29 protein-coding genes are annotated in these 24,326 nt (G+C 60.9%); 15 read left to right on the top strand and 14 right to left on the bottom strand.

The window, feature by feature from the left end; genetic code table 11:
• The first annotated feature begins 44 nt into the window (after positions 1–44).
• Positions 45–1,166, top strand: a complete 1,122-nt coding sequence (locus ACIGEK_RS20120; protein ID WP_397495019.1) for an SRPBCC family protein — start codon at positions 45–47, stop codon at positions 1,164–1,166.
• Positions 1,167–1,170: 4 nt separating this feature from the next.
• On the opposite strand, the gene cysZ is transcribed toward ACIGEK_RS20120, so the two are convergent.
• Entirely contained in the window at positions 1,171–1,923 is a 753-nt protein-coding gene (cysZ, locus tag ACIGEK_RS20115) for a sulfate transporter CysZ (RefSeq protein ID WP_397495018.1), read from the bottom strand.
• Between the two features lie 267 nt (positions 1,924–2,190).
• Between cysZ and trxB the strand changes: the two genes are divergently transcribed.
• A complete protein-coding gene (gene trxB, locus ACIGEK_RS20110) occupies positions 2,191–3,138 on the top strand; it encodes a thioredoxin-disulfide reductase (RefSeq protein WP_397495017.1) in 948 nt (315 codons plus the stop codon).
• A 58-nt stretch (positions 3,139–3,196) separates the two neighbouring features.
• Here trxB and ACIGEK_RS20105 read toward each other — a convergent pair whose 3' ends face one another.
• The 6 genes from ACIGEK_RS20105 to folM all read right to left on the bottom strand — a co-directional run bounded on the left by ACIGEK_RS20105 (position 3,197) and on the right by folM (position 6,394).
• On the bottom strand, positions 3,197–3,784 hold the full coding sequence (locus ACIGEK_RS20105; protein WP_397495016.1) for a putative glycolipid-binding domain-containing protein: 588 nt from the start codon (positions 3,782–3,784) through the stop codon (positions 3,197–3,199).
• 187 nt (positions 3,785–3,971) lie between these two features.
• Positions 3,972–4,316, bottom strand: coding sequence for a HopJ type III effector protein (locus ACIGEK_RS20100; RefSeq protein WP_397495015.1), 345 nt, complete (start codon positions 4,314–4,316; stop codon positions 3,972–3,974).
• The gene (locus ACIGEK_RS20095; RefSeq protein ID WP_397495014.1) at positions 4,316–4,606 is read right to left on the bottom strand and encodes a DUF1244 domain-containing protein; all 291 of its coding nucleotides are present in this window, start codon (positions 4,604–4,606) and stop codon (positions 4,316–4,318) included. The genes ACIGEK_RS20100 and ACIGEK_RS20095 overlap by 1 nt, the downstream gene beginning before the upstream one ends.
• Before the next feature lie 122 nt (positions 4,607–4,728).
• Positions 4,729–5,100, bottom strand: a complete 372-nt coding sequence (folX, locus tag ACIGEK_RS20090; protein WP_090375336.1) for a dihydroneopterin triphosphate 2'-epimerase — start codon at positions 5,098–5,100, stop codon at positions 4,729–4,731.
• The gene (gene folE, locus ACIGEK_RS20085) at positions 5,100–5,660 is read right to left on the bottom strand and encodes a GTP cyclohydrolase I FolE (protein WP_397495013.1); all 561 of its coding nucleotides are present in this window, start codon (positions 5,658–5,660) and stop codon (positions 5,100–5,102) included. The genes folX and folE overlap by 1 nt, the downstream gene beginning before the upstream one ends.
• Positions 5,661–5,683: 23 nt before the next feature.
• Entirely contained in the window at positions 5,684–6,394 is a 711-nt protein-coding gene (gene folM, locus ACIGEK_RS20080) for a dihydromonapterin reductase (RefSeq protein WP_397495012.1), read from the bottom strand.
• 264 nt (positions 6,395–6,658) lie between these two features.
• Between folM and ACIGEK_RS20075 the strand changes: the two genes are divergently transcribed.
• Positions 6,659–6,955, top strand: coding sequence for a hypothetical protein (locus ACIGEK_RS20075; protein ID WP_397495011.1), 297 nt, complete (start codon positions 6,659–6,661; stop codon positions 6,953–6,955).
• Between the two features lie 4 nt (positions 6,956–6,959).
• On the opposite strand, the gene ACIGEK_RS20070 is transcribed toward ACIGEK_RS20075, so the two are convergent.
• Entirely contained in the window at positions 6,960–7,385 is a 426-nt protein-coding gene (locus ACIGEK_RS20070) for a thiol-disulfide oxidoreductase DCC family protein (RefSeq protein ID WP_397495010.1), read from the bottom strand.
• A gap of 91 nt (positions 7,386–7,476) precedes the next feature.
• Here ACIGEK_RS20070 and ACIGEK_RS20065 point away from each other — a divergent pair, with 91 nt between their 5' ends.
• Complete coding sequence (locus tag ACIGEK_RS20065; RefSeq protein WP_397495009.1) at positions 7,477–8,430, top strand: MerR family transcriptional regulator; 954 nt, start codon at positions 7,477–7,479, stop codon at positions 8,428–8,430.
• A gap of 207 nt (positions 8,431–8,637) precedes the next feature.
• Positions 8,638–10,416: an acyl-CoA dehydrogenase C-terminal domain-containing protein gene (locus ACIGEK_RS20060; RefSeq protein ID WP_397495008.1), complete on the top strand. Its 1,779-nt coding sequence runs from the start codon at positions 8,638–8,640 to the stop codon at positions 10,414–10,416.
• Between the two features lie 137 nt (positions 10,417–10,553).
• Here the strand turns inward: ACIGEK_RS20060 and ACIGEK_RS20055 are convergent, their stop codons facing one another.
• Positions 10,554–11,165, bottom strand: a complete 612-nt coding sequence (locus ACIGEK_RS20055) for a hypothetical protein (RefSeq protein ID WP_397495007.1) — start codon at positions 11,163–11,165, stop codon at positions 10,554–10,556.
• A 52-nt stretch (positions 11,166–11,217) separates the two neighbouring features.
• Positions 11,218–11,679 (bottom strand): PAS domain-containing protein, encoded by a 462-nt coding sequence (locus ACIGEK_RS20050; protein ID WP_397495006.1) that lies wholly within the window; start codon positions 11,677–11,679, stop codon positions 11,218–11,220.
• A gap of 113 nt (positions 11,680–11,792) precedes the next feature.
• Between ACIGEK_RS20050 and ACIGEK_RS20045 the strand changes: the two genes are divergently transcribed.
• The 7 genes from ACIGEK_RS20045 (at position 11,793) to ACIGEK_RS20015 (ending at position 16,902) form a co-directional block, all read left to right on the top strand.
• Positions 11,793–12,245: a flavodoxin gene (locus tag ACIGEK_RS20045; RefSeq protein ID WP_397495005.1), complete on the top strand. Its 453-nt coding sequence runs from the start codon at positions 11,793–11,795 to the stop codon at positions 12,243–12,245.
• Positions 12,245–12,712 (top strand): cupin domain-containing protein, encoded by a 468-nt coding sequence (locus tag ACIGEK_RS20040; RefSeq protein WP_397495004.1) that lies wholly within the window; start codon positions 12,245–12,247, stop codon positions 12,710–12,712. Before ACIGEK_RS20045 ends, ACIGEK_RS20040 begins: the two co-directional genes overlap by 1 nt.
• A 101-nt stretch (positions 12,713–12,813) precedes the next feature.
• Complete coding sequence (locus ACIGEK_RS20035) at positions 12,814–13,596, top strand: class II aldolase/adducin family protein (protein ID WP_397495003.1); 783 nt, start codon at positions 12,814–12,816, stop codon at positions 13,594–13,596.
• Positions 13,593–14,474, top strand: coding sequence for an alpha/beta fold hydrolase (locus ACIGEK_RS20030; RefSeq protein WP_397495002.1), 882 nt, complete (start codon positions 13,593–13,595; stop codon positions 14,472–14,474). Before ACIGEK_RS20035 ends, ACIGEK_RS20030 begins: the two co-directional genes overlap by 4 nt.
• Before the next feature lie 2 nt (positions 14,475–14,476).
• Positions 14,477–15,007 (top strand): DUF1569 domain-containing protein, encoded by a 531-nt coding sequence (locus ACIGEK_RS20025; RefSeq protein ID WP_397495001.1) that lies wholly within the window; start codon positions 14,477–14,479, stop codon positions 15,005–15,007.
• A 107-nt stretch (positions 15,008–15,114) separates the two neighbouring features.
• Positions 15,115–16,026, top strand: coding sequence for an SDR family oxidoreductase (locus ACIGEK_RS20020; RefSeq protein ID WP_397495000.1), 912 nt, complete (start codon positions 15,115–15,117; stop codon positions 16,024–16,026).
• 108 nt (positions 16,027–16,134) lie between these two features.
• Positions 16,135–16,902, top strand: coding sequence for a crotonase/enoyl-CoA hydratase family protein (locus ACIGEK_RS20015; RefSeq protein WP_397494999.1), 768 nt, complete (start codon positions 16,135–16,137; stop codon positions 16,900–16,902).
• Between the two features lie 9 nt (positions 16,903–16,911).
• Here the strand turns inward: ACIGEK_RS20015 and ACIGEK_RS20010 are convergent, their stop codons facing one another.
• Together ACIGEK_RS20010 and ACIGEK_RS20005 are read right to left on the bottom strand one after the other, a co-directional pair.
• Positions 16,912–18,450 carry a sigma-54-dependent transcriptional regulator gene (locus tag ACIGEK_RS20010; protein WP_397494998.1) on the bottom strand — a complete coding sequence of 513 codons (1,539 nt, stop codon included), beginning with the start codon at positions 18,448–18,450 and terminating at the stop codon, positions 16,912–16,914.
• A gap of 21 nt (positions 18,451–18,471) precedes the next feature.
• Positions 18,472–19,539 (bottom strand): AraC family transcriptional regulator ligand-binding domain-containing protein, encoded by a 1,068-nt coding sequence (locus tag ACIGEK_RS20005; protein ID WP_397494997.1) that lies wholly within the window; start codon positions 19,537–19,539, stop codon positions 18,472–18,474.
• Positions 19,540–19,697: 158 nt separating this feature from the next.
• Between ACIGEK_RS20005 and ACIGEK_RS20000 the strand changes: the two genes are divergently transcribed.
• Entirely contained in the window at positions 19,698–21,524 is a 1,827-nt protein-coding gene (locus ACIGEK_RS20000; protein ID WP_397494996.1) for a long-chain-acyl-CoA synthetase, read from the top strand.
• 42 nt (positions 21,525–21,566) lie between these two features.
• Here ACIGEK_RS20000 and ACIGEK_RS19995 read toward each other — a convergent pair whose 3' ends face one another.
• A complete protein-coding gene (locus tag ACIGEK_RS19995) occupies positions 21,567–21,866 on the bottom strand; it encodes an I78 family peptidase inhibitor (protein ID WP_397494995.1) in 300 nt (99 codons plus the stop codon).
• A 172-nt stretch (positions 21,867–22,038) separates the two neighbouring features.
• Complete coding sequence (locus tag ACIGEK_RS19990; protein WP_397494994.1) at positions 22,039–22,431, bottom strand: GFA family protein; 393 nt, start codon at positions 22,429–22,431, stop codon at positions 22,039–22,041.
• Between the two features lie 195 nt (positions 22,432–22,626).
• Here ACIGEK_RS19990 and ACIGEK_RS19985 point away from each other — a divergent pair, with 195 nt between their 5' ends.
• Positions 22,627–23,556, top strand: coding sequence for an ABC transporter ATP-binding protein (locus tag ACIGEK_RS19985; RefSeq protein WP_397494993.1), 930 nt, complete (start codon positions 22,627–22,629; stop codon positions 23,554–23,556).
• Positions 23,553–24,314, top strand: a complete 762-nt coding sequence (locus ACIGEK_RS19980; protein WP_397494992.1) for an ABC transporter permease — start codon at positions 23,553–23,555, stop codon at positions 24,312–24,314. Before ACIGEK_RS19985 ends, ACIGEK_RS19980 begins: the two co-directional genes overlap by 4 nt.
• Positions 24,315–24,326 lie beyond the last annotated feature (12 nt).

The following is a 24,326-nucleotide window of genomic DNA, read 5'->3' as shown; positions in this document are numbered from 1 at the left end:
CTGGCCGCGCCTAGACTGCTGTCAATCCGTACAGGAGTAACGCCGTGGCCTATAACAACGACAATGCCCAGGCTTTCCGCACACGTTATCGGGATGCCATCCGCCCGCTGTACAACCCCTGGCTGCATGCCGCCTTTGTGCTGGCCTACGGCCTGACCTGCATTAGCCTGCTGTGGCGCACGCTGGACGCGGTGGCGCTCTGGCAGTGGCTGCTGGTACCGCTGAGTCTGGTGTTCTTCAGTTGGGGCGAGTATCAGGTGCACAAGCGCCTGGGGCACAACAAGACGCGCTTCGGCCTGCTGTTCTACAAACGCCACACCGGTGATCACCATAGCTTTTTCGTCGAAGGCCAGATGCGCTACGAGACGCCGCGCGACTGGCGGGTGATCCTCTTCCCCGCCTGGCTGATCGTGCTCTACAGCCTGCCGCTGTTGGGCTGCTGGTGGTTACTGGCCCACATCGACGGCAACCTCGCCGCACTGTTCGCTGGCAGCATGCTGCTGGGTTACATGAGCTATGAGGTGGTGCATGCCTGCGAGCACCTGCCGGCCGAGCATCCGCTTACGCAGCTGCCGTGGATTCGCCAGATGCGCCGCCTGCATGCGCTGCACCATCGCCGTGAGCTGATGCATTCGCGCAACTTCGGCATCGTCCATCCACTGATGGACTGGCTGTACGGCACCTTGCATTGGGAACCTGAGCCGACTTATCAGCAGAATCGCCAGCAGCATCGCATCCGCCTAACCCGCCCGGCGGACGCGGTGCTGAGTTATGCCGCCACACCTATTCACTGGCCCGAATGGCATCCATCGTCTTTGCGTATTTACGGTCGCGAGGGCGCGCTGCTCGCCGGCGAAGTATTTGAGGAAGACATTCACGCCGGTGGCCGCGCCGGCCATCTGCGCTGGGATGTGCTCGACTACCAACCGGCACGCCGCTGGCAGGCCAGCGCCCGTGGCGATCATGGCCTGGCGCTGCTGCTGACATACGAGTGCATAGAAGTGGAGGGCGGTTGCGAGTTCGTGCGTACCCTTGAGTATGGCTTCGATGGTGTGCTGATGCGCCTGGCCAACCGACTGCTGCTAAGCCGGCGCATTGAACGCGAATCTCAGGCATCCATGCAGGCGCTGCGCACAGTACTTGAGCGCAGCCAACCTGCAGGGTGAATACTTAGGAGGTGGACGTGAGCGTCTGCTCCTGGCGTTCACGCACCCAGAACACTGTGGCACCGGCCACTGCCGCCGGCATCATCAGGATGTTCAGCCCTGGCACCAGCAGTGCGGCGTAGGTAATGCCGCCAAAGCCCAGGCTCTGCCAGCGTTTCTCCCGCAGCCAGGCGAGCATGTCCTGCCAGCTCATCTTGTTGTTGTCTGCGGGGTAATCAATGTACTGAATCGCCATCATCCACACGCCAAACAGCAGCCACAGCGGCGCGGCGATCAGGTTGACCACCGGGATAAAGCTCAGGATCAGCAGGCCAATGGCGCGCGGCAGAAAGTAGCCCAGCTTGCGCAATTCGCGACCCAGGGTGCGCGGCACCATGGACGTCAGCTCGGCCCAGCTGAACGGCGGAAAGTCGTCCTGGCCGCGTACCACCACCTCGACCTTCTCCGCGAGAAAGCCGTTAAACGGTGCGGCGATGATATTGGCCAGCAGGGTGAAGGTGAAAAACACCATCAGCAGTACCAGCACCACAAACAGTGGCCACAGTACGTATTCGAGAAAACTCAGCCAGCTCGGCAGACTGGGCATAAAGGTGTCGACCCAGCCGCCGAACTGCTGCATGGCCAGGGAAATCAGGCCAATAAACAGGATCAAATTGATCGTCAGGGGCAGCAGCACAAACAGACGCAGGCCGGGGCTCAGGACCAGTTTCAGGCCTTCGCTGAGGTATTGCGGGCCGCTCAGTACGGGAGCATGCATGGGGAGAGTCTCCGCGAGGTTGAATTCGCGCCGACCTTACCGGCTTTGTGTGGCAGGTGAAAGCCTCTGCAACGGGCGCTAACGATTGCCGGGGCGCGTTATAGCGTTTGCCTATGCAGGGGATTGGCAAAGCATATTTCCGCCATTTACTGGGCGGGCATAGGCTGCGCGTCATCCCTTTGTGGGGCTTCCGACCTTACTGCCTTCCCCTAGGTACTCGCGGAAGTCCCTTTTTATTGCTGCCGGCATTGCCGGGAGGAGCTGTTGATGTCTGCTGATCGTCATGCCCGCGTGATCATTCTGGGCTCCGGCCCTGCCGGTTACAGCGCAGCGGTCTACGCTGCCCGGGCCAACCTTAAGCCGCTGCTGATCACCGGCCTGCAGGCCGGCGGCCAGCTGACCACCACCACTGAGGTGGATAACTGGCCGGGTGATGTGCATGGCTTGACTGGCCCGGCGCTGATGCAGCGTATGCAGGAGCATGCCGAGCGCTTCGAGACGGAAATTGTCTATGACCATATCAATGCCGTGGATCTGGCCGGCAAGCCGTTCACCCTGGTGGGTGATAGCGGCACCTACAGCTGCGATGCGTTGATTATCGCCACCGGTGCCAGCGCCCGTTACCTGGGTTTACCCAGCGAAGAAAGCTTTATGGGCAAGGGCGTTTCCGCTTGCGCCACTTGCGATGGTTTCTTCTACCGCAACCGTGATGTAGCAGTGGTCGGTGGCGGCAATACGGCGGTGGAAGAGGCTTTGTACCTGGCCAATATCGCCAGCAAGGTGACCCTGGTGCACCGCCGTGAAACCTTCCGCGCCGAGAAAATCCTGCAGGACAAGCTGCAGGCGCGCGTGGCCGAAGGCAGGATCGTGCTCAAGCTGCACGCCGAGGTGGATGAGGTGCTCGGCAACAATATGGGCGTGACCGGCGTGCGGGTGAAGAACAACGATGGCAGCTTCGATGAGCTGAGCGTGGACGGCCTGTTCGTCGCCATCGGCCATACGCCGAACACCTCGTTGTTCGAGGGGCAACTGGCGCTCAAGGACGGCTATCTGGTGGTCAACGGCGGCCGTGAAGGCAATGCCACCGCCACCAGCGTGCCGGGCGTGTTTGCTGCCGGCGATGTGGCTGATCACGTCTACCGCCAGGCCATCACCTCGGCCGGTGCCGGCTGCATGGCGGCGCTGGATGTGGAGCGTTATCTCGACGGCCAGTAGGTCTGAGAATGCGAAAAAGCCTCGATTGATTCGAGGCTTTTTGTTGTCTGCCGTCTGATTAAACCCAGGTATTGAGCTTCAAATCCCGCGAGCTCATGCGCAGAAACTGGTCGCTGGCTTTAACCAGCAAGGCATGCTCGTCGACGGTCAGCTCGCTGCTCTTTTTGCCCTGCGCTTCGCTGCGGTACAGGGTTGTCCCGCCTTCTTCGCGCAGGCGCTGGTAGCGCTGGCTGCGTGCTTCCACTTTTAAGGTCAGCAGGTCGACATAGGCCACCTGCATCAGTTCGCTCTGCCCGGTTTCCAGAGCGCAGCGCTGCAAGGCTGGCGTATGGGTGAAGGGCGAGTCTGAGAGCATCACCTGTTGGCAGTCACTGAGGTCCGGGCGCGGCTCGCCGTTGTGGAACCAGTTGCCACGGATGTCACGTTTGAGGTTGATGCTGCGCTGGCCGTGGTTGTCGACCTTCAGCCACAGGCGACGAAAGCGCCAGCGCGGGTCGCAGTTGAGCACGTAGGTGGCGGCGATGCTATTGCCTTGCAGGCTTTGCATCAGATGACTGGTGGCGTTGATGCCGTGCTCATCGATGTTCAGGCGCAGGTTTTCCACGCCGGGGTTGTGCCATGGTTTCCATACCAAGGTCTGCTGCATGCAAGCGACTCCAAGCCAGGTAGGGCGACGAATCCCGGGAAGAGCACAATGCAGCTGCGCGGAGCACCTTCCCTGGTGTTCTCGTTTGTACGATGGCGCGCAGCATAGGGCTATTTATATGTGATGTCTGTCAGCTTTTGCCGACAGCTGCGCAAGTTTCTGCGCGCTATTTCGGTGCAGAAAGGCCTTACTGGCTAATGCGTTGCAAGGACGGTTGCTCGAAACGCACGCCCGCCAGGCCGGTATCCATCAGTGCACGGATATTGCCGTGGTCGCTGCCGCTCGGGGTGGCCAGTACGCTGCGGTAATGTTCGCCAAAGCACAGCAGGGTTTCTTCCAGACTCAGGTCTTCGAGCAGGGCCAGGCCAAGGGTCTTGCACGAGCCTTCATTCTGTCCGGCAGCGCTATACACGTTGCCATTGCTGAAGGCGCTGGGCTGGTATTGGTAGTGCTCGGCAATAAACGCCAGGGTTTCGGCGAAGGTGAAGTGCTCGCCGCGCAGCTTGGCGCGAAAGTCGTTGAGGCTGCTCATTACTTTTTTCCTTTGCTGAAGGCGGCCTGCTGCTCGGCGCTGGCTTCCTTCTGGTATTTGGTTTTCCACTCGGCATACGGCATGCCGTAGACCTCCTCACGGGCTTCATCCGGAGTGATGGCAACGCCGATGTCGTCGGCAGCGGCCTTGAACCACTTGGACAGGCAGTTACGGCAGAAACCGGCGAGATTCATCATGTCGATGTTCTGTACATCGGGGCGTGAGCGCAGGTGTTGCACCAGGCTGCGAAAGGCGGCGGCTTCAAGTTCGAGGCGTTCTTGCTCGGTCATGGCGATGCTCTCTAAAGGCAGGCGGGAGTGCGTTGGCGGCGATGATAGAAGTATGTCCGCCTGGCGGCAACGACCCGGCGCAGGACGCGCCGGGAATCATGTGAGGAGTTTTAGCGTGTTGTTCAGCGATGCCCGGCGAGGGTGATCGACACCGACTCGGCGAAGCGCAGGGCGTGCAGCTTGTCCACTTCCACTTCGGCGTAGCGCACGTCCGGGTTGGCCATGACCAGGTCGAGAATCTCCTGGGTCATGCGCTCCAGTAGGGCGAAGCGGTTTTCTTCGACGTGGCGAATCACTGCCTTGGTGATGGTGCGGTAGTTGAGGGCGTGGTCGATATCGTTGTCACGCACCGCTTCTACTGCCGGATAAAGGATGGTCAGGTTGATCAACACATCCTGCTTGTTGTTGATCTCCTCTTCCTTGATGCCGATGTAGGTGCGCAAGCGCAGGTCTTTGACGCGAATGCGCGCCATCCCAGGTTCCAGTCGCGGCATTACTTGCTCCGTCCGATCAGTTGCAGGAATTCGTGGCGAGTGTTGCAGGATTCACGGAAGGCTCCAAGCATGACCGAGGAGGTCATCACTGAATTCTGCTTCTCCACGCCGCGCATCATCATGCACATGTGTTTGGCTTCGATCACCACGGCCACACCGGCGGCGTTAGTGACCTGCTGGATCGCATCGGCAATCTGCTTGGTGAGGTTTTCCTGGATCTGCAGGCGCCGGGCGAACATGTCGACGATTCGAGCCACTTTCGACAGGCCGAGCACCTTGCCGGTCGGGATATAGGCCACATGGGCCTTGCCGATAAAGGGCAGCATATGGTGCTCGCACAGCGAGTACAGCTCGATATCACGGACGATCACCATCTCATCGTTATCCGACTCGAACAGTGCGCCGTTGACCACTTCTTCCAGGCTCTTGTGGTAGCCATTGCACAGGTACTGCATGGCTTTGGCAGCGCGCTTGGGCGTATCGAGCAGGCCTTCGCGCTCAGGGTTTTCACCAACACCGAGAAGAATTTCGCGGTAGTGATCGGGCAGTTCTGGGTTCATTGCAAGGGTCCTCGCGGCCAGGCTCATTTGAGGTGGCGGCCGCCGTTGACAGTCAGTGTGGTGCCGGTGACGTAGGGGTTTTCGAGCAGGTAGCGCAAGCTTTGGTAGATCACCTGTGGCCCGGGTTCGATGCCCAGTGCCGATTTGTTAAGAGCTTTACTGCGGTATTCGGCGTCGTCGTCCGGATTGAACATGATCAGTGCCGGGGCGATACCGTTGACCTTTATCTGTGGTGCGAAGCGTGCGGCAAATGACAGCGTCAGGCTTTCTAGCCCGGCTTTGCTGGCGCAGTAGGCCGGGCGGTTTGCGCTGCCCTTGCGTGCAACGTCATCACTGATGTGGACGATATCGGCTAAGGTCGAGCGCGCCAGCAGCGGCTGGCAATGCAGATTGATCAGATAGGGCGCGAGCATGTGCACGCTGAACAGCTGCTGAAAGGCTGCGGCTTCCTCGCCAGGTGTTTCCACCAGCCAGTCGGAGGCGTTGTGCACGATGGCGCGCAGGCTGTCGGTGCGTGCTTTGAGTTGCTCGATAAACGCCAGAATGCCGGCTTCGCTGGCAAAGTCCGCCTGTAGGGCCAGTGCGCCGCGTTGCCTGAGCGCAGCGATGCCGTCGCGCTCGCTGCGGTAGGTGACGATCAGCGAGTGGCCGTCATCCAGCAAGCGTTCGGCACAGTAAAGGCCGATGCGCTGGCTGGCTCCGGTTATCAGGATGGGGGCGGCGCTGACGCTCATGTTCGGCTCGACAGAAGAAAAGGGTGGGTTCAGCGACGCTGCGCCGGGTTACCTGACCAGTAGGGCGCGGCCTCGACTGAACCAGGAGTAAAGTTATACCAGCAATATGCTTTGTACAACCATGCGCCCTGTGCGGGTACTGGCTTATTTCGCGCTATTTTCGCTATTTCATTGAGCTGTATCGGTATTTTTCGTGCGCGCGGGCTGAATAAAATTGTTTTTATCGTGTACAAGATTGGTTTTCTTGTACAGGTAAGTGCCGTTATGAAACCTTGGCAGTTGAGCATTGCAGTGTTGTGTGGGCGGGTGCGCCATGTCGAGGTGCTCACCCTGCGCTGCAGTGGCTACAAGGTGCAGGTGGTCAGCAAGGCTGGCGACGTGCGCACGTTGGAGTATGCGTCGGGGCGTGCGCTTTGGCCTGGGTTGGCCTTGCTCAAGGCGTGCCTGCGTCGCTGTGGCGTGCAGCAGATGCTGTTGCTGCAGCCGGAAAGCCACGATGAGATCATCGGGCGCCCTGCGTTGCTTGAGCCTGATCCAGGGTTGTGGATCAAGCTGTGTTGAAGCGTTATCGCGGCTTTTTGCTGACGGCGCATGCGGCGTCTTTGCAGCGCCGGCTGGCATCCGGGTGGGGCAGCCAGTCGAGATGTGGGCGTAGCCTGCAAAACAGTCGATAGCCCAGTTCCAGCAGCGGTCGTAATGCTGGCCAGGTTAGTGGCGTTGCCCAGCGCTCAAGGCCGGCTGCACGCCAACTCCATAGTGTTGCATCCAAGCCGGTGACCCATTGGCCGTCAGCGAAGCGAGCATGCAGGCGATCTTGCAGGGCTTGTTTGGTTTGCCCGATGGATTCGGCATGAAAGTCGCTCAAGCCAATGTCGACCAGGCACAAACGTCGTACATCGGCACGCTGGCGCAACAGCTTGATCTCGCGCGCACACAGCGGGCAATCGCCATCGTAGTAGAGGGTAAGGGGCCAATGCGGTTGCTTGTTCATGGTCTAACTTTTTGTATAAGTCTTGTACAAAGTATGCCGGAAATAGCTGAGTTACAATGCGTACAACATTTTTTCTGTGATACCTGCGCCCATGTCCGATCACGTTGGTACTGCGTCCCTCGTTTCGAGTGCCCTCAAGCAGGAAGAGCTATTTCCTATTCGTGAAGTGGCGCGCCTGACCGGCGTTAATCCGGTCACCCTGCGGGCTTGGGAGCGGCGCTATGGGCTGATTCAGCCAACCCGCACCGACAGCGGTCATCGCCTGTATTCGCAGGTGGATATCGAGTCGGTGCGCAGCATCCTGGCGTGGATCGAGCGCGGTGTGGCGGTGAGCAAAGTTGGCAAGATTCTCGCCAAAAGCAGCTCAATCAAAGCAGCCAGTTCACCGGTCTATGAAGAGATCAGTGCCAGCGAGTGGGGCGAGTGGCAGGCCCAGCTGCGCCGCGCTATCAGCGCCTTTGACGAGCTGCGCCTGGACCGTCTGTATGGCCAGATTTTCTCCAGTTACCCGCTGCCGGTGGTGTTTCAGGATATCCTGATGCCGCTCTGGCAGGAGTTGCTGCTGCGTCAGGACGAATACGGCCAGACCAGCGAATGGCTGTTTCTCGACACCTTCCTGCGTGCCCGTACCCTGCAGCGCCTGCAGGTACTGCGTGCCCAGGTCGAGGAGCGTGTGCTGCTGGCGGCTTTGCCGGGTCATTGCCGCGAGCTGGAACTGCTAGTGGCCGGGTTGCTGCTGAGCAGCGCCGACACCGCCGTCAGTGTGCTCGGGCTGGGGCAGCCGCTGGAGGAGCTGACCTTGATCTGCGAAAAAATGCAGCCTCAGGCCCTGGTGCTGTTCTCCAATCAGCCGCCTAGTGATGATCTGCCCAAGGTGCTCTCGCGCCTCGCGCTGGCACTTGATTGCCCGCTGGTGATGGCTGGCGATGGCGCCGATTTAGCCGAGGAGAGTCTCAGTGGTTCGCCGATTGCCTGCCTGGGCAATGAGGGTCGCCTGATGCAGCGCCGTCTGCAGCAGTTTCTGGCTGGCCACCTGGATACCTGATTTCCTCTATTAGATACGCCTGACTAAGCCGGTCGCCGTCATGGTGGCCGCGTTTTCGCGTGCCTGCGATTTGTTGTCGATTTCAATTAGTTATACAGCTTGTACAGAAAATTGCTTGCCATTTGGGTCTTTGGTCTATACAAAAGCTATACATTGATTGTTTGTGTATAGCTTGTATCCACTTGTACAGCTTGAGGACTCAGCAACATGACCCAATACCGCGCACCCCTTCGTGACATGCGTTTCGTTTTTGACGAGGTGCTCGACGCTTATGCCACCCTGCAGTCGCTGCCTAGTCAGCGCGAGTTCGGAGACGACCTCGGTGGCGCCATTCTGGAAGAAGCCGCCAAATTGGCGGAGAACGTACTTGCCCCACTCAATGCCCCTGGTGATAAACAGGGCTGCCAGTACGATCCGGAAAGTAAATCGGTTAAAGCACCGGACGGTTTCCGCGCTGCTTACCAACAGTTCGCCGAAGGCGGCTGGACTGCACTGGCCTGTACGCCCGAGTTCGGTGGTCAGGGCCTGCCCCATGTGCTGAACATGATGGTCGAAGAGATGGTTTGCTCGGCCAACCTGTCATTGGGCATGTACCCAGGCCTGACTCATGGCGCGATCAACGCATTGACGGCCCACGGTGCTCGTGAGTTGCAGGAGCGCTATCTGCCGAAACTGATCAGCGGCGAATGGACCGGCACCATGTGCCTGACCGAGCCGCAGTGTGGCACTGACCTGGGCCTGATTCGTACCCGCGCCGTACCGCAGGCTGACGGTAGTTATGCCATCAGCGGTACCAAGATCTGGATCACCGGCGGTGAGCACGATCTGGCTGACAACATCCTGCATCTGGTACTGGCCAAGCTGCCCGATGCACCGGATAGCGTGAAAGGTATTTCGCTGTTCCTCGTGCCTAAATTCCTTGAGGACGGCAGCCGCAACCCTGCTTTCTGCGGCGGCTTGGAACACAAGATGGGTATCAAGGGCTCTGCCACCTGCGTAATGAATTTCGAAGGCGCGCAGGGTTGGCTGATCGGCGAGCCGAACAAGGGCCTCAAGTGCATGTTCACCATGATGAATTCAGCGCGTCTGATGGTCGGCATGCAAGGCCTTGGCATTGCTGAAAGTGCCTATCAGGTCAGCCTCGGATTTGCCAAAGAACGCTTGCAGAGCCGCTCGCTATCCGGCCCGAAAGCAGCGGATAAGCCGGCTGACCCGATCATCGTGCACCCGGATGTACGGCGCATGTTGCTGCGTCAGAAGGTGATGATCGAAGGTTGCCGCGCGCTGGCCTACTTCACTGGCCTACACGAAGACGTTGCCCATGATCACGAAGACTCTGCGGTGCGCGAGCAGGCCGATGATCTGGTGCAGCTGCTGACTCCGGTGGTGAAGTCCTTCCTCACTGACGAAGGATTCAACTGTGCCAATGAGGGCCTGCAGGTGCTCGGTGGCTCCGGCTTCACTGAAGATTGGGGCATCGAGCAGCTGGTACGCGATTGCCGGATTACCCGCATCTACGAAGGCACTAATGGCATCCAGGCGCTCGACCTGGTTGGCCGCAAGTTGGGCCTGGGTGGCGGCCGCGCGGTACGCAATTACTTTGCTCTGGTCGAAGGTTGGCTCAAGGCTAACGCCGAGGCTGAGCATGTGGCTGCAGTAGGTGCTGCGCTCAAGCAGTTGCAGCAGGCCACGCTGTGGATTGCTAGCGAGGGGATGAAAGACCCCGAGCAGGCCGGTGCGGCTGCAACGCCTTACCTGCGCCTGTTTGCCCTGACCAGTCTGGCCTGGATGTGGGCGCGCATGGCTGCTGTGGCCAAGGCCAAGTTGGCGGCCGGCAGCACGGAAACCCTGTTCTACGGCGCCAAGCTGAAGTCTGCGGATTTCTTTATGGCGCGCATTCTGACTGAAACCGACAGCCTGCTGGCTGAGGTCAAGGCCGGCAAAGCCACGCTGATGGCCTTTAGCGAAGAGGAATTTGCTGCCTGAAACGACTGCGCAATCCGGTAGCCAGCGTGTACCGCCCTTTCGGCTATCGGATTTTTTTATCCCTGCTGCAGGAGTTTCTCCTGCACTTTAGGCCCGCCTGATTGCGGGTCTTTTTTTGCCCGAAATTTATCAGGGCTTCAGCGGCTCCCAGCATGGCGCTGTTGTTCCTGCTGCAGGTGTTGCTGGTAGATAAACTGGCGCAGCTGTTCATCGCTTTGCGGGTCGAGGGTGTGCAGTTGGTAGGCCAGCAGGCCGTCCTCAGTTTCACGGACGAAAACCCCAGCCACGGCAATCGGGGTGTGCTCGTCCACCGGCAATACCAGATGGAAGTGCTTGGGCGCTTTGCGTCGTGCCCGATGTTCGATCAGTGCGCCATTCATCGACAGTTGATGGATCCACAGGTTGCTTGGTTGCGCACTTGGCGTATGCAGCGGCAACGGCTCGTGCAGGGGCGAGCGCCAGGCGCGGTTGATTTCGCCTTCATCGAAAATCTGTGGGGCGCTGAGCTGTAGGCAGGGCGTGCTCTGTTCGTCCTGGCCGAGATGCAGATCGAAGGTCAGGCGTTGGTTGGCGATGTGTGCATGCAGGCTCAGCGGCTCATTGGCCGTATAGCGCGACAGCAGTTCGCTGAGCTGCTTGCCAATATCAACCGGCAGGCGCGGTTGGCTGCGCTGCTCGGCGGGCGCAGGCTGGTGCAACTGGCGGATAAAGGCCAGTTCTGCCTGAGTCAGGAGTGCCTGTTCTTGCATGGGAGCGGTCTATATCAAGCTCTAGAAGCTGTTGTGACCGCTTATATAGGGATTAGTTATTACCGGTCGTCGCCTGCAAACGGGCTAGCTCGGCCTTGAGTTCGGCCAGTTCAATTTCCAGCTCTTTGACCCGCTCCTGCGCCTGCACCTGCTCGGTGACATTCTTCTGGATGCCGATGTAGTAGGTCAGTTGGTCGGCGTCATTCACTACCGGGGTGATCGACAGTTCGTTCCAGAACACGCTGCCATCTTTACGGTAGTTGCGGATGATCTGCCGGCACGGGCGGTGCATCTTCACCGCTTCACGGATGGCATCCAGGCCCACTTGGTCGCGGTCGCCGGCCTGCAGGAAACGGCAATCCTGGTAGAGGATGTCTTCGCTGGCGTAGCCGGTGAGCTTTTCAAAGGCGGGGTTGGCATAGATCAGGATGTTGTCGTCACCTTCCTGTTCGGCCACCACGATGCCGTCGTTGGAGGCGTTGATCACCAGTTGCAGCAGTTTGGCGTTGATCATGAGGCGATTTCCCAGGCTATGTCCGGCTGCATTCTAAAACATCCGGGCGGGCTGTCTACTTGCGGCATAATGCCTGGCCTATCGATTTGGTTCTGACTGTTTCGGAGTTTTGCATGAAGATCGCCATCCTTTCCGGTTCGGTGTACGGCACCGCCGAGGAAGTTGCCCGCCACGCCGAGCGCCTGCTCAACGCCGCCGGCCATGAGGCCTGGCACAACCCGCGCGCCAGTCTGGCGGATATGCAGGGCTTTGCCCCCGAGGCGTTTCTGGCGGTGACCTCGACCACCGGCATGGGCGAATTGCCGGATAACTTGCAGCCTTTGTACTACGCCATCCGTGACCACCTGCCGGCCTGGAGCGGTCTGCCGGGCGGGGTGATTGCCCTAGGTGACTCCAGCTACGGCGATACCTTCTGCGGCGGCGGCGAACTGGTGCGCGAACTGTATGCTGAGCTGGGCATCCGTGAAGTGCAGCCAATGCTGCGCCTGGACAGCAGCGAAAGTGTCACGCCTGAAAGTGACGCCGAGCCCTGGTTGGCGGACTTTATTGCGGCGCTGCAAGGCTGATGCACCCGCGCGCGCAGGAGCTGGTCGCGGCGCTGCAGCTGCAGGCCCATCCCGAAGGCGGCTATTACCGCCGCCTGTATGAGTCTTCTGCGCAGCTGGACGGCGGCCGCCTGTGTGGCACAGCGATTATCTTCCTGTTGCCGGCCGGCGCGGTCAGCCGCTGGCATCGGGTGGATGCCGACGAGCTCTGGCACTTCTATGAAGGCGCGCCGCTGGAGCTGCTGCTGGCTGAGCAGCCGGATGCGGTGCGTTGTGCGCGTTTAGGGCCGGTGGCTATCGGCCAACTGCCACAGCGCCTGGTGCCGGCGCATGCCTGGCAGGCCGCACGCAGTAGCGGGGCGTTTACCCTGGTTGGTTGCACGGTAACGCCCGGTTTCGACTTTGCCGGCTTCCAACTGCTCAGTGAAGATTCCCAGGCTCAACGCGACTGGCCCATGCTGACGCAGTTGCACCCCGAACTGGTTTGACTCGCAAGGCCACCACGCTGGCCGCCAGAGCGACTCACCTTTACCGCAACCCTCGCTAGACTCCTTGGCACTTCAATAACAAGAATGCCGAGGAATCGATCATGACCGTTGCCCACGCACTGCCTGTTGTCAGCCTCAAGGATCAAGTCTCTGCCGCCGAGTGGCAGACCCGCGTCGACCTGGCTGCGTGTTACCGCTTGATTGCCCTGCATGGTTGGGATGACCTGATCTTCACCCACATCTCGGCAAAGATTGCGGGTACTGAAGAGTTCCTGATTAACCCCTTCGGCCTGATGTTCCATGAAATCAGCGCCTCCAGCCTGGTGAAGATTGATCTCGCCGGCAACAAGCTGATGGACAGCCCCTTTAGCATCAATCCGGCCGGTTACACCATCCACAGCGCGGTGCATGAAGTGCGCCACGATGTGGCTTGCGTGGTGCATATCCACACGGCCGCAGGGATTGCCGTATCTGCGCAGAAGCAGGGCCTGCTGCCGTTGTCGCAGCAGTCGCTGTTCGTCCTCGCCAGCCTGGCCTATCACGGCTATGAAGGCGTGGCGCTGAATCACGATGAGAAGGCGCGCCTGCAGGCTGATTTGGGCGACAAGAACTTTATGATCCTGCCTAACCATGGGCTGCTCACGGCCTCCAATAGCATTGCCGATACCTTTCTGATGATGTTCACCCTGCAGCGCGCCTGCGAGATTCAAGTCATGGCGCAAAGTGGCGGCGCTGAGCTGATCCATATTCCGCAACAGATTCTCAACGGCGCCAAGGCCATGGTCGCGGGCGTAATGAAAAGCGCACAAGGCATGGGCGGCTCGCTGGCCTGGCCGGCGTTGCTGCGCAAACTCGATCAGCAGATGCCAGGTTACGACGCATGAGTGCGCTGCCGGGGATTACCCTGGCGAGCTGGCGCAGCGCGGGGCAGGATTTGCGCTTTAACGGCCACAGCATCCGCTACTGGACTGCGGGTCAGGGCGAGCCGCTGTTGCTGATCCATGGTTTCCCCACCGCAAGCTGGGACTGGCATTACCTGTGGGCCCCATTGGCCGCGCGTTATCGGGTGATTGCCTGCGACATGCTCGGCTTTGGCGACTCGGCCAAACCTCGCGGGCATGCCTACAGCCTGCTGGAACAGGGCGATCTGCAACAGGCGCTGCTGGCGCACCTGGGGGTTGATAAGCCGGTGCACGTGCTGGCCCATGATTATGGCGACAGCGTGGCGCAGGAGCTGCTGGCGCGGCATCAGGACGGGCGCGTGCAGCTCGCCAGTTGTGTGTTTCTCAATGGCGGGCTGTTTCCGGAAACCCACCACCCGGTGCTGGTGCAGAAGCTGCTGCTCAGCCCCATCGGCCCGCTGATCGGTCGGCTGTTCAGCCGCAAGAAGCTGGCCGCCAGCTTTGCCAAGGTGTTCGGCCCGCAGACTCAGCCTAGCCCTCGTGAGCTGGATGACTTCTGGAGCCTGATTGCCGCCAATAACGGTCCTGCGGTGATGCATCGATTGATCCGCTATATGCCCGAGCGCCGCGTCAACCGCGACCGTTGGGTTGCAGCGATGCAGGCCACTGTTGTGCCGATGCGGATTATCGATGGTGCTGTCGATCCGATCTCTGGTGCGCATATGGTGGCGCGTTACCGTGAGTTGATTGCCAAGCCGGACACCGTGCTGCTGGAAGGCATTGGCCATTATCCGCAGACTGAGGCGCCCGCAGAGGTGCTTGAGCATTATTTACAATTTCGTGAACGACTAGAGACTTAAGCATGCAGCGACGTACAGTCTTGAAGGGCGCCGCTTTGGCGGGTGTGGGCGTGTTGGGGGCGGGGTTTTGGGGCTTGCCCACAGGCTTGGCCCCCGCTGCGGTGAGCCTTGAGGGCGCGCAGCAAGTACTGGCCAAGCTGGCGGATCGTGAATTGGTTAGCCTCAAGGGCTGGAGCCCGGCCGAGGTGTTTAACCACTGCGCACAAAGTATCGAGTACTCCATCAGCGGTTACCCCGAGCTCAAGCCTGGCTGGTTCCGTAGCAGCGTCGGTCCGCTGGCGTTTAGCGTATTTGCCGCGCGTGGAGCCATGCGTCATTCGCTGGATGAAGCCATCCCCGGTGCCGCCGCCTTGAACTCACCGGCCAGTCAGGCGCAGGCGTTGCAGCGTTTGCAGCAGGCCTTTGCCGATTTCGCCGCCTATCAGGGCGAGCTGCAGCCACATTTCGCCTACGGCGCGCTTAACCAGGCCGACTATGCCCAGGCTCATGTGTTGCATCTGTACAACCACCTGAGCCTGATTAGACCGGCCTGATTATCCCGCTGCGTTATCGCGCACCATTCAGCGCAACTTGTATCTATTGTGACCGGGGCGCGCCTGCTGGACACTCAGGGCATTGTTAATCTGCCGAGGAATGCTGCATGAGCGACGCCATCCGTTTTCAAGACCAGGTTGTAATCGTCACCGGGGCCGGCGGCGGTCTGGGTCGCGCCCATGCGCTGCTGTTCGCCAAACACGGTGCCAAAGTGGTGGTCAATGATCTGGGCGGCAGCACCCACGGTGAAGGCGCCAACGCCTCAGCGGCCGACAAAGTGGTCGAGGAAATCCGCGCCGCTGGCGGCACGGCAGTGGCCAACCATGATTCGGTGACCGACGGCGAGAAGATCGTACAGTGTGCCCTGGACACCTTTGGCCGCATCGATGTGGTGGTCAACAACGCCGGTATCCTGCGCGACAAGACTTTCCACAAGATGGAAGACGCCGACTGGGACCTGGTTTACAAGGTCCACGTCGAGGGCGCCTACAAGGTTACTCGCGCCGCCTGGCCGCACATGCGCGAGCAGGGCTATGGCCGAGTGATCTTCACCGCGTCCACCTCCGGCATCTACGGCAACTTCGGCCAGTCCAACTACGGCATGGCCAAGCTCGGCCTGTATGGCCTGACCCGCACCCTGGCCATCGAAGGGCGCAAGAACAATATTCTGGTCAACGCCATTGCCCCGACTGGCGGCACGCGCATGACCGAAGGGCTGATCCCGCCGCAGGTGTTCGAGCAGCTCAAGCCTGAGCTGGTCAGCCCGCTGGTGGTGTACCTGGCGAGCAATGCCTGCGAAGAAACTTCAGGCCTGTTCGAGGTCGGTGGCGGCTGGATGGGTAAAGTGCGTTGGGAGCGCAGCCTGGGCGCCGGTTTTGACCCGCGTGAGGGCTATAGCCCCGAAGACGTGGCAGCTAACTTTGCGCAGATTTGCGACTTTGAGGGCGCGGCCCATCCGAAGGACAATATTGAAGCGATGAAAGAGATGATGGCCAACTTGCAGAAGTTCGCCCTCTGATTGCGCCACTCTGGCGGGGAGATCGGTCAGCAGGCTGATTTCCACCGCGCAGGGCTTTAAGGTGAAGGCCGGCTATATGCCGGCCTTTGGCTTTTTAGGGAGCAGGTTATGCGCGTCATCATCGAAAAAAACGGTCCGGTTACTACCCTGATCATCAACCGCGCCGAGGTGCGCAACGCGGTTGATCGGCCGACTGCCGAGGCGCTGGCCGCCGCATTACGGGCCTTTGAAGCCGACGAGCAGGCGCGGGTGGCCGTCTTAGCGGGAGCGGACGGGACTTTCTGTGCGGGCGCTGATCTGGGCGCGGTGGCCGCAGGTGCTGAGTGTGCCAATCGCCTGGAAACCGAGGGTGACGGGCCGATGGGGCCGAGCCGCATGCAGCTGAGCAAACCGCTGATTGCCGCCATCGAAGGCCATGCGGTGGCCGGCGGCCTGGAGCTGGCGCTGCTCGCCGACTTGCGGGTAATGGCCGATAACGCGGTGCTTGGGGTGTTCTGTCGGCGTTTTGGCGTGCCCTTGATTGACGGCGGCACCGTGCGTTTACCGCGGATTATCGGCCAGGGTCGCGCGCTGGATCTGATTCTCACCGGTCGCCCGGTATTGGCTGAAGAGGCGCTGAGCATGGGCCTGGTCAATCGGGTGGTCGCAGCCGGTAGCGCGTTGGCTGCCGCGCAGCAGTTGGCGCTGAAGATTGCCGGCTTCCCGCAAAGCTGCATGCTCGCCGACCGCGCCAGCTCCTATGCGCAGTGGGGCCTGCCATTTGCCGAGGCCATGGCCAATGAATTTGTCGGCGGCATGGCGGTGATTGCCAGCGGTGAAACCCAGGCCGGAGCGCAGCGCTTCAAAGATGGTAAAGGGCGCCACGGCACATTCTGATTGACGTGTTTACGGCTTACCCGGAATCCCGTATTTGCGCAGGCGCATGGCAATCGCGCTGTGCGAGGTGTGCAGGCGGGTGGCCAGTTGCCGGGTAGAGGGGTGGCTGGGGTAGAGCTTTTCCAGCAGGGCTTTTTCGAACTCGGCTACCGCGTCTTCCAGGCTGCTGACTTCGCCATCGGCCTGCTGCGCGGCCACAGCGGTGCCGGCGATATCCAGATCATCGATCTGCACCAGGTTGCTTTCGCAGATCGCGGCGGCGCGAAAGATCACGTTCTGCAGCTGGCGCACATTGCCGGGCCAGCGGTTGCCCAACAGCGCCGGGTAGGTGTCCGGGGTTAGGCGGCAGGGCAGGCGCTGGATCTGCGCGCAGGCCTGCTGCATAAAGTGCCGCGCCAGTAGCAGAATGTCCTGACCGCGCTCGCGCAGCGGCGGCACTTCCAGGTTGAGTACATTGAGGCGATAGAACAGGTCTTCGCGGAAGCCCCCTTCGTTGACCATCTTTTCCAGGTCGCGGTGGGTGGCGCTGAGGATGCGCACATTGACCTTGACCTCATGCTGGCCGCCTACCCGGCGGAAGCTGCCATCGCTCAAGAAACGCAGCAGCTTGGCCTGCAAGTACGGCGACATCTCGCCAATCTCATCGAGAAACACCGTGCCCTGGTTGGCCAGCTCCAGCAGCCCCGGCTTGCCGCCGCGCTGAGCGCCGGTAAAGGCGCCGGGGGCATAGCCGAACAGCTCGCTTTCGGCGAGGTTCTCCGGCAATGCCGCACAGTTCAATGCAAGAAAGGGCGCCGTGCGGCGTGTGCTGATGGCGTGGCAGGCGCGCGCCACCAGCTCTTTGCCGGTGCCAGTTTCGCCCTGAATAAGCAGCGGCGCATCCAGGGTGGCGACGCGCTGGGCGCGGGTTTTCAGGTTACGAATCGGCGCAGAGTCGCCGAGCAGCGAGTCGAAACCCTCGGCATGGTCGTGGTGCAGCGCCGCCAGGCGTTCGCCGATCCGACTCGGTGCATACAGACTGAGCAGACCGCCGGCCAGGCGCCGCGCGCCGCCATCAACGCCTTCGGTAATCGGCTGCGCATCGAGCAGCAGGGCCTGGCCCTTGAGGGTGACTTCGCGCATCGGCAGGCGGAAGCCCTGGTCGAGCAGTTCCGTTTGCAACTGCAGGTCGGCGAATAGCTCGCCAATGCCCAGCCCATCAGGTTGCTGGCCGGACAGTTCGATCAGCGCGGGATTAGCCAGCAGTACGCGGCCCTGGCTGTCGACCGCCAGTACCGGATCGGTCATGGCAGCGAGCAGGGCATCGAGCTGCAAGTGGCGGCGTTGGCCTGGGAGGATGTCAACAATTGTCACGGCCTGTACGCCGTGTACCTTGAACAGCGCCTCGCGCAGCTCGTCGAGCACTGCGGGGCTCAAGGTCGGCGCGTCGATATAGACGTTGGGTGGCACCATCTCTACCGCGTCCAGGTTGAGATTGCGCCCGCCGAGCAGGGCCAGCACTTCCTGGGTGATGCCAACGCGATCGATAAAGGTGACGTGAATACGCATGGAAACGGGCGGCCGACTGGTTTACAGGTGCGCCAGTATGCCCGGTCTGCCTGGCTTAGTTAAATCTGTCGACTCGTCAGCAGCCTGTTGTTGGTAGGCTTTCGGCGACAGGCCAAACCAGCCCTTGAAGGCTTTGTAGAAGGCACTCGGCTCGCTGAAGCCCAGTTCGCGGCTGAGCGCCTCGACCCGGCAGCCGGGCTGCTGCAAACGTTGCAGCGCATGTTGGCGGCGAACGTGGGCCAACAGTTCAGAGAAACAACAGCCTTCTTCACGCAGGTGGCGGTGCAGGGTTTGCCGGCTGATGGCCAGGTGCCGCGCTACACCGTCTGCCGACAGATCACCGCTGAGCAGGTTTTGCTCGATCAACTGCAACACCTGCAGGCGGGTGCTGTGCTGTGTCGGCAACTGAGCCTGCATGGCGCTTACCCGTTGCTGCATCAGGTCCTTGAGATAGGTATTGGCCCCCAGTACCGGTAGCTGTAGATCGCTCTCCAGCAGGTCGAGGTAATCGAAGGTCTCGGTAAAGCGTGGCGACACCCCGAACACCTGCCGATAGATCGCAGGTGTTGCCAGTGGTGCATGACGAAAGCCCACGGCCTGCGGCATCACTCGCACCCCCGTGAGTTGACGCGCCCAGCACAGCGCGGAACTGAGGCTGTGCTCGCTGACTACGGCGTGGCCGAGCAGCGGTGCATTGAACAGAAAATGGATGCGCACCCGCCCGGCAAATGCTTCAACGCGCAGGTTCTCGCCTTCGCTCATCACCGGGATATAGCGGCGAAACAGTTCGATGGCCTCACCCAGCGTGGCGCTCTGCGCGGCCAAATGGGCAACCGGCCCACGGGTGTGCAGGCCGCGCTGCTGGCCGACCAGCAGGCCGATTTCCGCACGCGCACCACGGCTGGCTGCGCGCTGCCAGAGGTGCAGGGCCCAGCGCACGGGTACGCGCATTTCCAGGTTTTTCAACTGCTCCAGCTCGACGCCTAGTGCCTGCAGATCATCCGGGCCGGCCAGGCCGAAGCCCTGCAGCGACAGGTACAGATCAAGCAACTGTGAAGCGGTCGCGCTAGGTGTGTGGGCCAGTGGCATGGGGCGTCCTTTTCCAACCAGGGTCGCTCGATTGTGCGCTGCCGGTGAGACAAATTGCCACTGTGATGCAACCGCTGGCTATTAAAAGCACAGCAGCGAGCGACTAGATTGACCGGCAAACAACATCGAGTGCTTCGCACCGCCTGGAGTCCTGCACCATGAGTCATGCTGACCTGATCACCTTGCCGCGCCTGCTGTCTCGCTTGCCGCGCCTGCTTGTCGACCTGCCCGCTATCGTCAAGGGGTTGCATATTGGCAATCGCAGCCGTGGCGATTACCCCGTCAGCCTGGCCAGTTGTATCGAGGAGGCGGCGCGCGACAATCCGCATGGCGTGGCGCTGATTCAGGGCGACGAACAACTCACCTACGCCGAGTTCGACCGCTGGGCCAACCAGCTGGCGCACTATCTGCGTGCTCATGGCCTGCGCCAGGGCGACAGCGTGGCGCTGATGTTCGAGAACCGCTTCGAGCTGCTCGCCGGGGTCGTCGCCTGTGCCAAGCTCGGTGCGGTCAGCGCGCTGATCAACAGCAGTCAACGCGGCCGCGTGCTGGCCCACAGCATCAGTCTGGCATCGCCGCGCATGGTGCTGGTGGGTGAGGAGCTGCTGGACGCTTTCACGGAAATCGCAGCGGAGGTGGCGCTGCCCGCCGATGCCTGTCACTACTTTGCCGACCGCCCAACCTGGCGCGATCCTGGCGAGGCCCCCGCAGGCTGGCAGCACCCAGCCGCCGCGCTGCATGACTATCCCGTCGATGCGGCGTTGCTGGAACGCGCAGTGCGCGCGGATGATCCGTGCTTTTACATCTACACCTCAGGCACCACCGGCTTGCCGAAAGCCGTGGTGTTCAACCACGGGCGCTTTATGAAGGGCTACGGTGCCTTCGGTTTTGCTGCCGTGCGCCTGGGCCGCGAGGACCGCATGTACGTCAGCCTGCCGTTCTATCACGGTACCGCCATGGTGGTGTGCTGGGGCTCGGTACTGGCCGGCCAAGCGGCGCTGATTATGGTGCGCAAGTTCAGCGCCAGCCGTTTCTGGGATGAGGTGGAGCGGCATCGGGCGACCGCCTTCGGTTATGTCGGCGAGCTGTGCCGTTACCTGCTTGACCAGCCGGCGCGCCCCAGCGACGCCGCCAATCCGATCCGCGTGATGGTCGGCAACGGGCTGCGCCCGAGCATCTGGCAGGCGTTCAAGCAGCGCTTCGCGGTCGAACGGGTGGTCGAACTGTACGCTTCTAGCGAGGGCAATATCGGCTTTACCAACCTGCTTAATCTCGACAACACCGTGGGCTTCTCACCCTATCCCTACGCCATCGTTCGCTACGATCAGGAGCGCGAGGCGCCGCTGCGTGAGAACGGCCACCTGCAGCGTGTGGCCAAGGGCGAGGCTGGCCTGCTGCTGGGCAAGATCACCGACAAGTCGCCGTTCCATGGTTACACCAATACCCGTGACACCGAGCGTTGCATCCTGCGCGATGTGTTCGAGCCGGGCGACGCCTGGTTCAACACCGGCGACCTGATGCGCGACATGGGCTTTCGCCACGCGCAGTTTGTCGACCGCCTTGGCGATACCTTCCGCTGGAAGGGCGAGAACGTGTCTACCACCCAGGTCGAAGCGGTGCTGGATGGCGTTGCCGAGGTCAGCGAGACCGTGGTCTATGGCGTCGAGGTGGCCAACACCAACGGCCGCGCGGGCATGGCCTGTATCCGTCTGGCCTGCGCGCCAGAGGATTTTGATTTCCAAGCGCTGCTCACGCACTTACGCCAGGAACTGCCGGCCTACGCCGTGCCGCTGTTCTTGCGTTTGAGTGCAGAAATGGAAACTACGGGTACCTTCAAACACAAGAAAGCGCCATTAAAGGAGCAGGCCTATGACCTTGAGCGGTGTAGCGACCCGCTGTACGCCTGGCTGCCAGGGTCAGACCGTTATGTGCCACTGACTCGCGAGCTGCAGGTGGCCATCGCCGCCGGTCATTACCGTTACTGAGGCCTAACAACCTGGACGTCTCTTCGCTTAATTAAGGGGCGTTCAGCCGCAGCTTAGACGGATGATCACTTCGCTTTCATCGATATCGATATTCAGGCGCTGCGGGTTGTAATCCATGGTGGCGGCGTCGCCGGGGGCGAGGACGCGCAGGGTCTTGGCGTTGGCCTGTTGTTGCACCTGCTCGATCAGTTTGACGTTGGCGGTCTGCCCGAGCGTGCCGTGGACCTGCTCGACATTACAGTCACCGCTGATTTCGGCGGTTTGCTGCACCGGCGGTTGTGAGCTGCAAGCGGCCAGCAGGGCGAGGATGCTGAGGCTGGCGAGGTGTTGACGAAGAGCCATGGTCTATTTCCTTGTCTGCATAAAACCAAGCCCAGCCTAGCAGCCGCATCCATGGCCGCTCAACGTTGCTGTGCCAATTGCGGCTGTTTACTTGGCGGCTAACGCTGCCCTTAACCCGACCGCGAATGCCCGGCGAGCCGGTAGGCGAGGTCTTGGCCGCCCTTGGCATCACTTACTCCTCAAAGCGATCAGTGGCATCACGATCCCGCTCGTAGCGCTTGCTGAGCAGGAATGGCGGCAACCAGGACTCGCGGCGAATGGTCCAGAGTTCGTAGGTGGGCTGCAGCTGGTCTGGGACATCCAGGGTGCCCAGATTCACTTCGATTTCGTCTGCGCTGCGGCCAAATACTGAGGAACCGCAGCGCGGGCAGAAAAACCGCCCGGCGTAATCGCGTGTTTCGCCAGTGATCGTCACCGCCTCCTGAGGGAACACCGCGGAGGCGTGAAATAGCGCGCCATGATGCTTGCGGCAGTCGAGGCAGTGACAAAGGCCGACCCGGTAAGGCCGTCCCGATGCCTCGATGCGCACGTTGCCGCACAGGCAACCACCGGTGAATCGGTCCATATTGCGTCTCCTCTCGAAGCGATGGGGGCAGAGGGGCTTTGTGAGCAGAATGTCCTGCCTGGTATAGCCGCACTTGACGGCCTTGTCGCCACGCCCTGCAGCCAACACGCGCGCTCCTGTCTAGGCAAACCGACCGTTGCACCTCGCCTGGGTTTTCATACACTGTGGCTTCTTTTCTTCAGGCAAGGCCCTTCCGTGCAACCGGTAATCTCGATTCAGCAACTGAGCAAGACCTACGCCAGTGGCCATCCGGCGCTGCAGGACATCAATCTGGATATTCGCCCCGGCGAGATCTTTGCGCTGCTTGGCCCCAACGGCGCGGGCAAGACCACCCTGATCAGCATTATCTGCGGCATCGTCAACCCGGGCGGCGGGCGAGTGCTGGTAGGCGGTAAGGACATCATCAAGGACTACCGCGCCGCCCGTGGGCAGATCGGCCTGGTGCCGCAGGAGCTGGTCAGCGATGTGTTTGAAACCGTCTGGGCGACGGTGAAGTTCAGTCGTGGCCTGTTCGGCAAGAAGCCCAATCCGGCTTATCTGGAGCAACTGCTCAAGGACCTGTCGCTGTGGGACAAGCGCGACGCGAAGATTTTCGAGCTATCCGGCGGCATGAAGCGCCGGGTGATGATCGCCAAGGCGTTGAGCCACGAACCGCAAATTCTGTTTCTCGACGAACCCACTGCTGGCGTCGATGTCGAGCTACGCCGTGATATGTGGAACATGGTGCGGGCCCTGCGTGAGCGCGGCGTGACCATTATCCTCACCACCCACTACATCGAGGAGGCCGAGGAAATGGCCGACCGCATTGGGGTGATCAGCAAGGGCCGGATCATTCTGGTGGAAGACAAGCAGGCGCTGATGCACAAGCTCGGCAAGAAACAGCTGACCCTGCAACTGCAGCAGCCGCTGGCGAGCATCCCTGCTGAGCTGGCGCGCTATGCCCTGGAACTGGCGGATGAGGGCCACGCCCTGGTGTTCACTTTCGACACCCAGAGCGAGCACACCGGTATTGCTGAGCTGCTCAAAGAGTTGGCACAGCGCGGCATCGACTTCAAGGATCTGCAGTCGAGCCAGAGTTCTCTGGAAGATATTTTCGTCAACCTCGTGCAGGAGTCGCGGCTATGAATTTTTATGCAATCCGCGCCATCTACCTGTTCGAGCTGGCGCGCACCTGGCGCACTCTGTTGCAGAGCATCGCCACCCCGGTGATCAGCACCTCGCTGTATTTCGTGGTGTTCGGTTCAGCCATCGGTTCGAGCATGACCCAGGTGCAGGGCGTCAGCTACGGCGCGTTTATCGTGCCGGGGCTGATCATGCTGGCGCTGCTCACCGAGAGCATTTCCAACGCCTCGTTTGGCATCTACATGCCCAAATATTCGGGGAGCATCTACGAGCTGCTATCGGCGCCGGTGTCCTACCTGGAAATTCTGCTTGGCTATGTCGGCGCGGCGGCCACCAAGTCGATCATTCTCGGCCTGGTGATCCTGATTACCGCGCGGTTGTTTGTCGATTTCGAGATTCTTCACCCAGTCTGGATGTTGGCGTTTCTGGTGCTTACCGCGCTGACCTTCAGCCTGTTCGGCTTCATCATCGGCGTGTGGGCCGATGGCTGGGAGAAGCTGCAGGTGGTACCAGCGTTGATCGTCACGCCGCTGACCTTCCTCGGCGGCGCGTTCTACTCGATCAGCATGCTGCCACCGGCCTGGCAGACGGTGACCCTGTTCAACCCGGTGGTGTACCTGATCAGCGCCTTCCGCTGGAGCTTCTACGGCGTCTCCGACGTTAACGTCGGCCTGAGCCTGGCGATGATTCTCGGCTTTCTGCTGCTATGCATCCTGGCGGTGGGCTTTATCTTCAAAACCGGTTATCGGCTCAAAAGCTGAAGCGCGCGTGAT

Origin of the sequence: Pseudomonas sp. NPDC079086 (assembly GCF_044542155.1) — a bacterium.
Lineage (GTDB): Bacteria > Pseudomonadota > Gammaproteobacteria > Pseudomonadales > Pseudomonadaceae > Aquipseudomonas.
The sequence above is the reverse complement of the archived record's forward strand: the minus strand, read 5'-3'. Positions and strand labels throughout refer to the sequence as shown.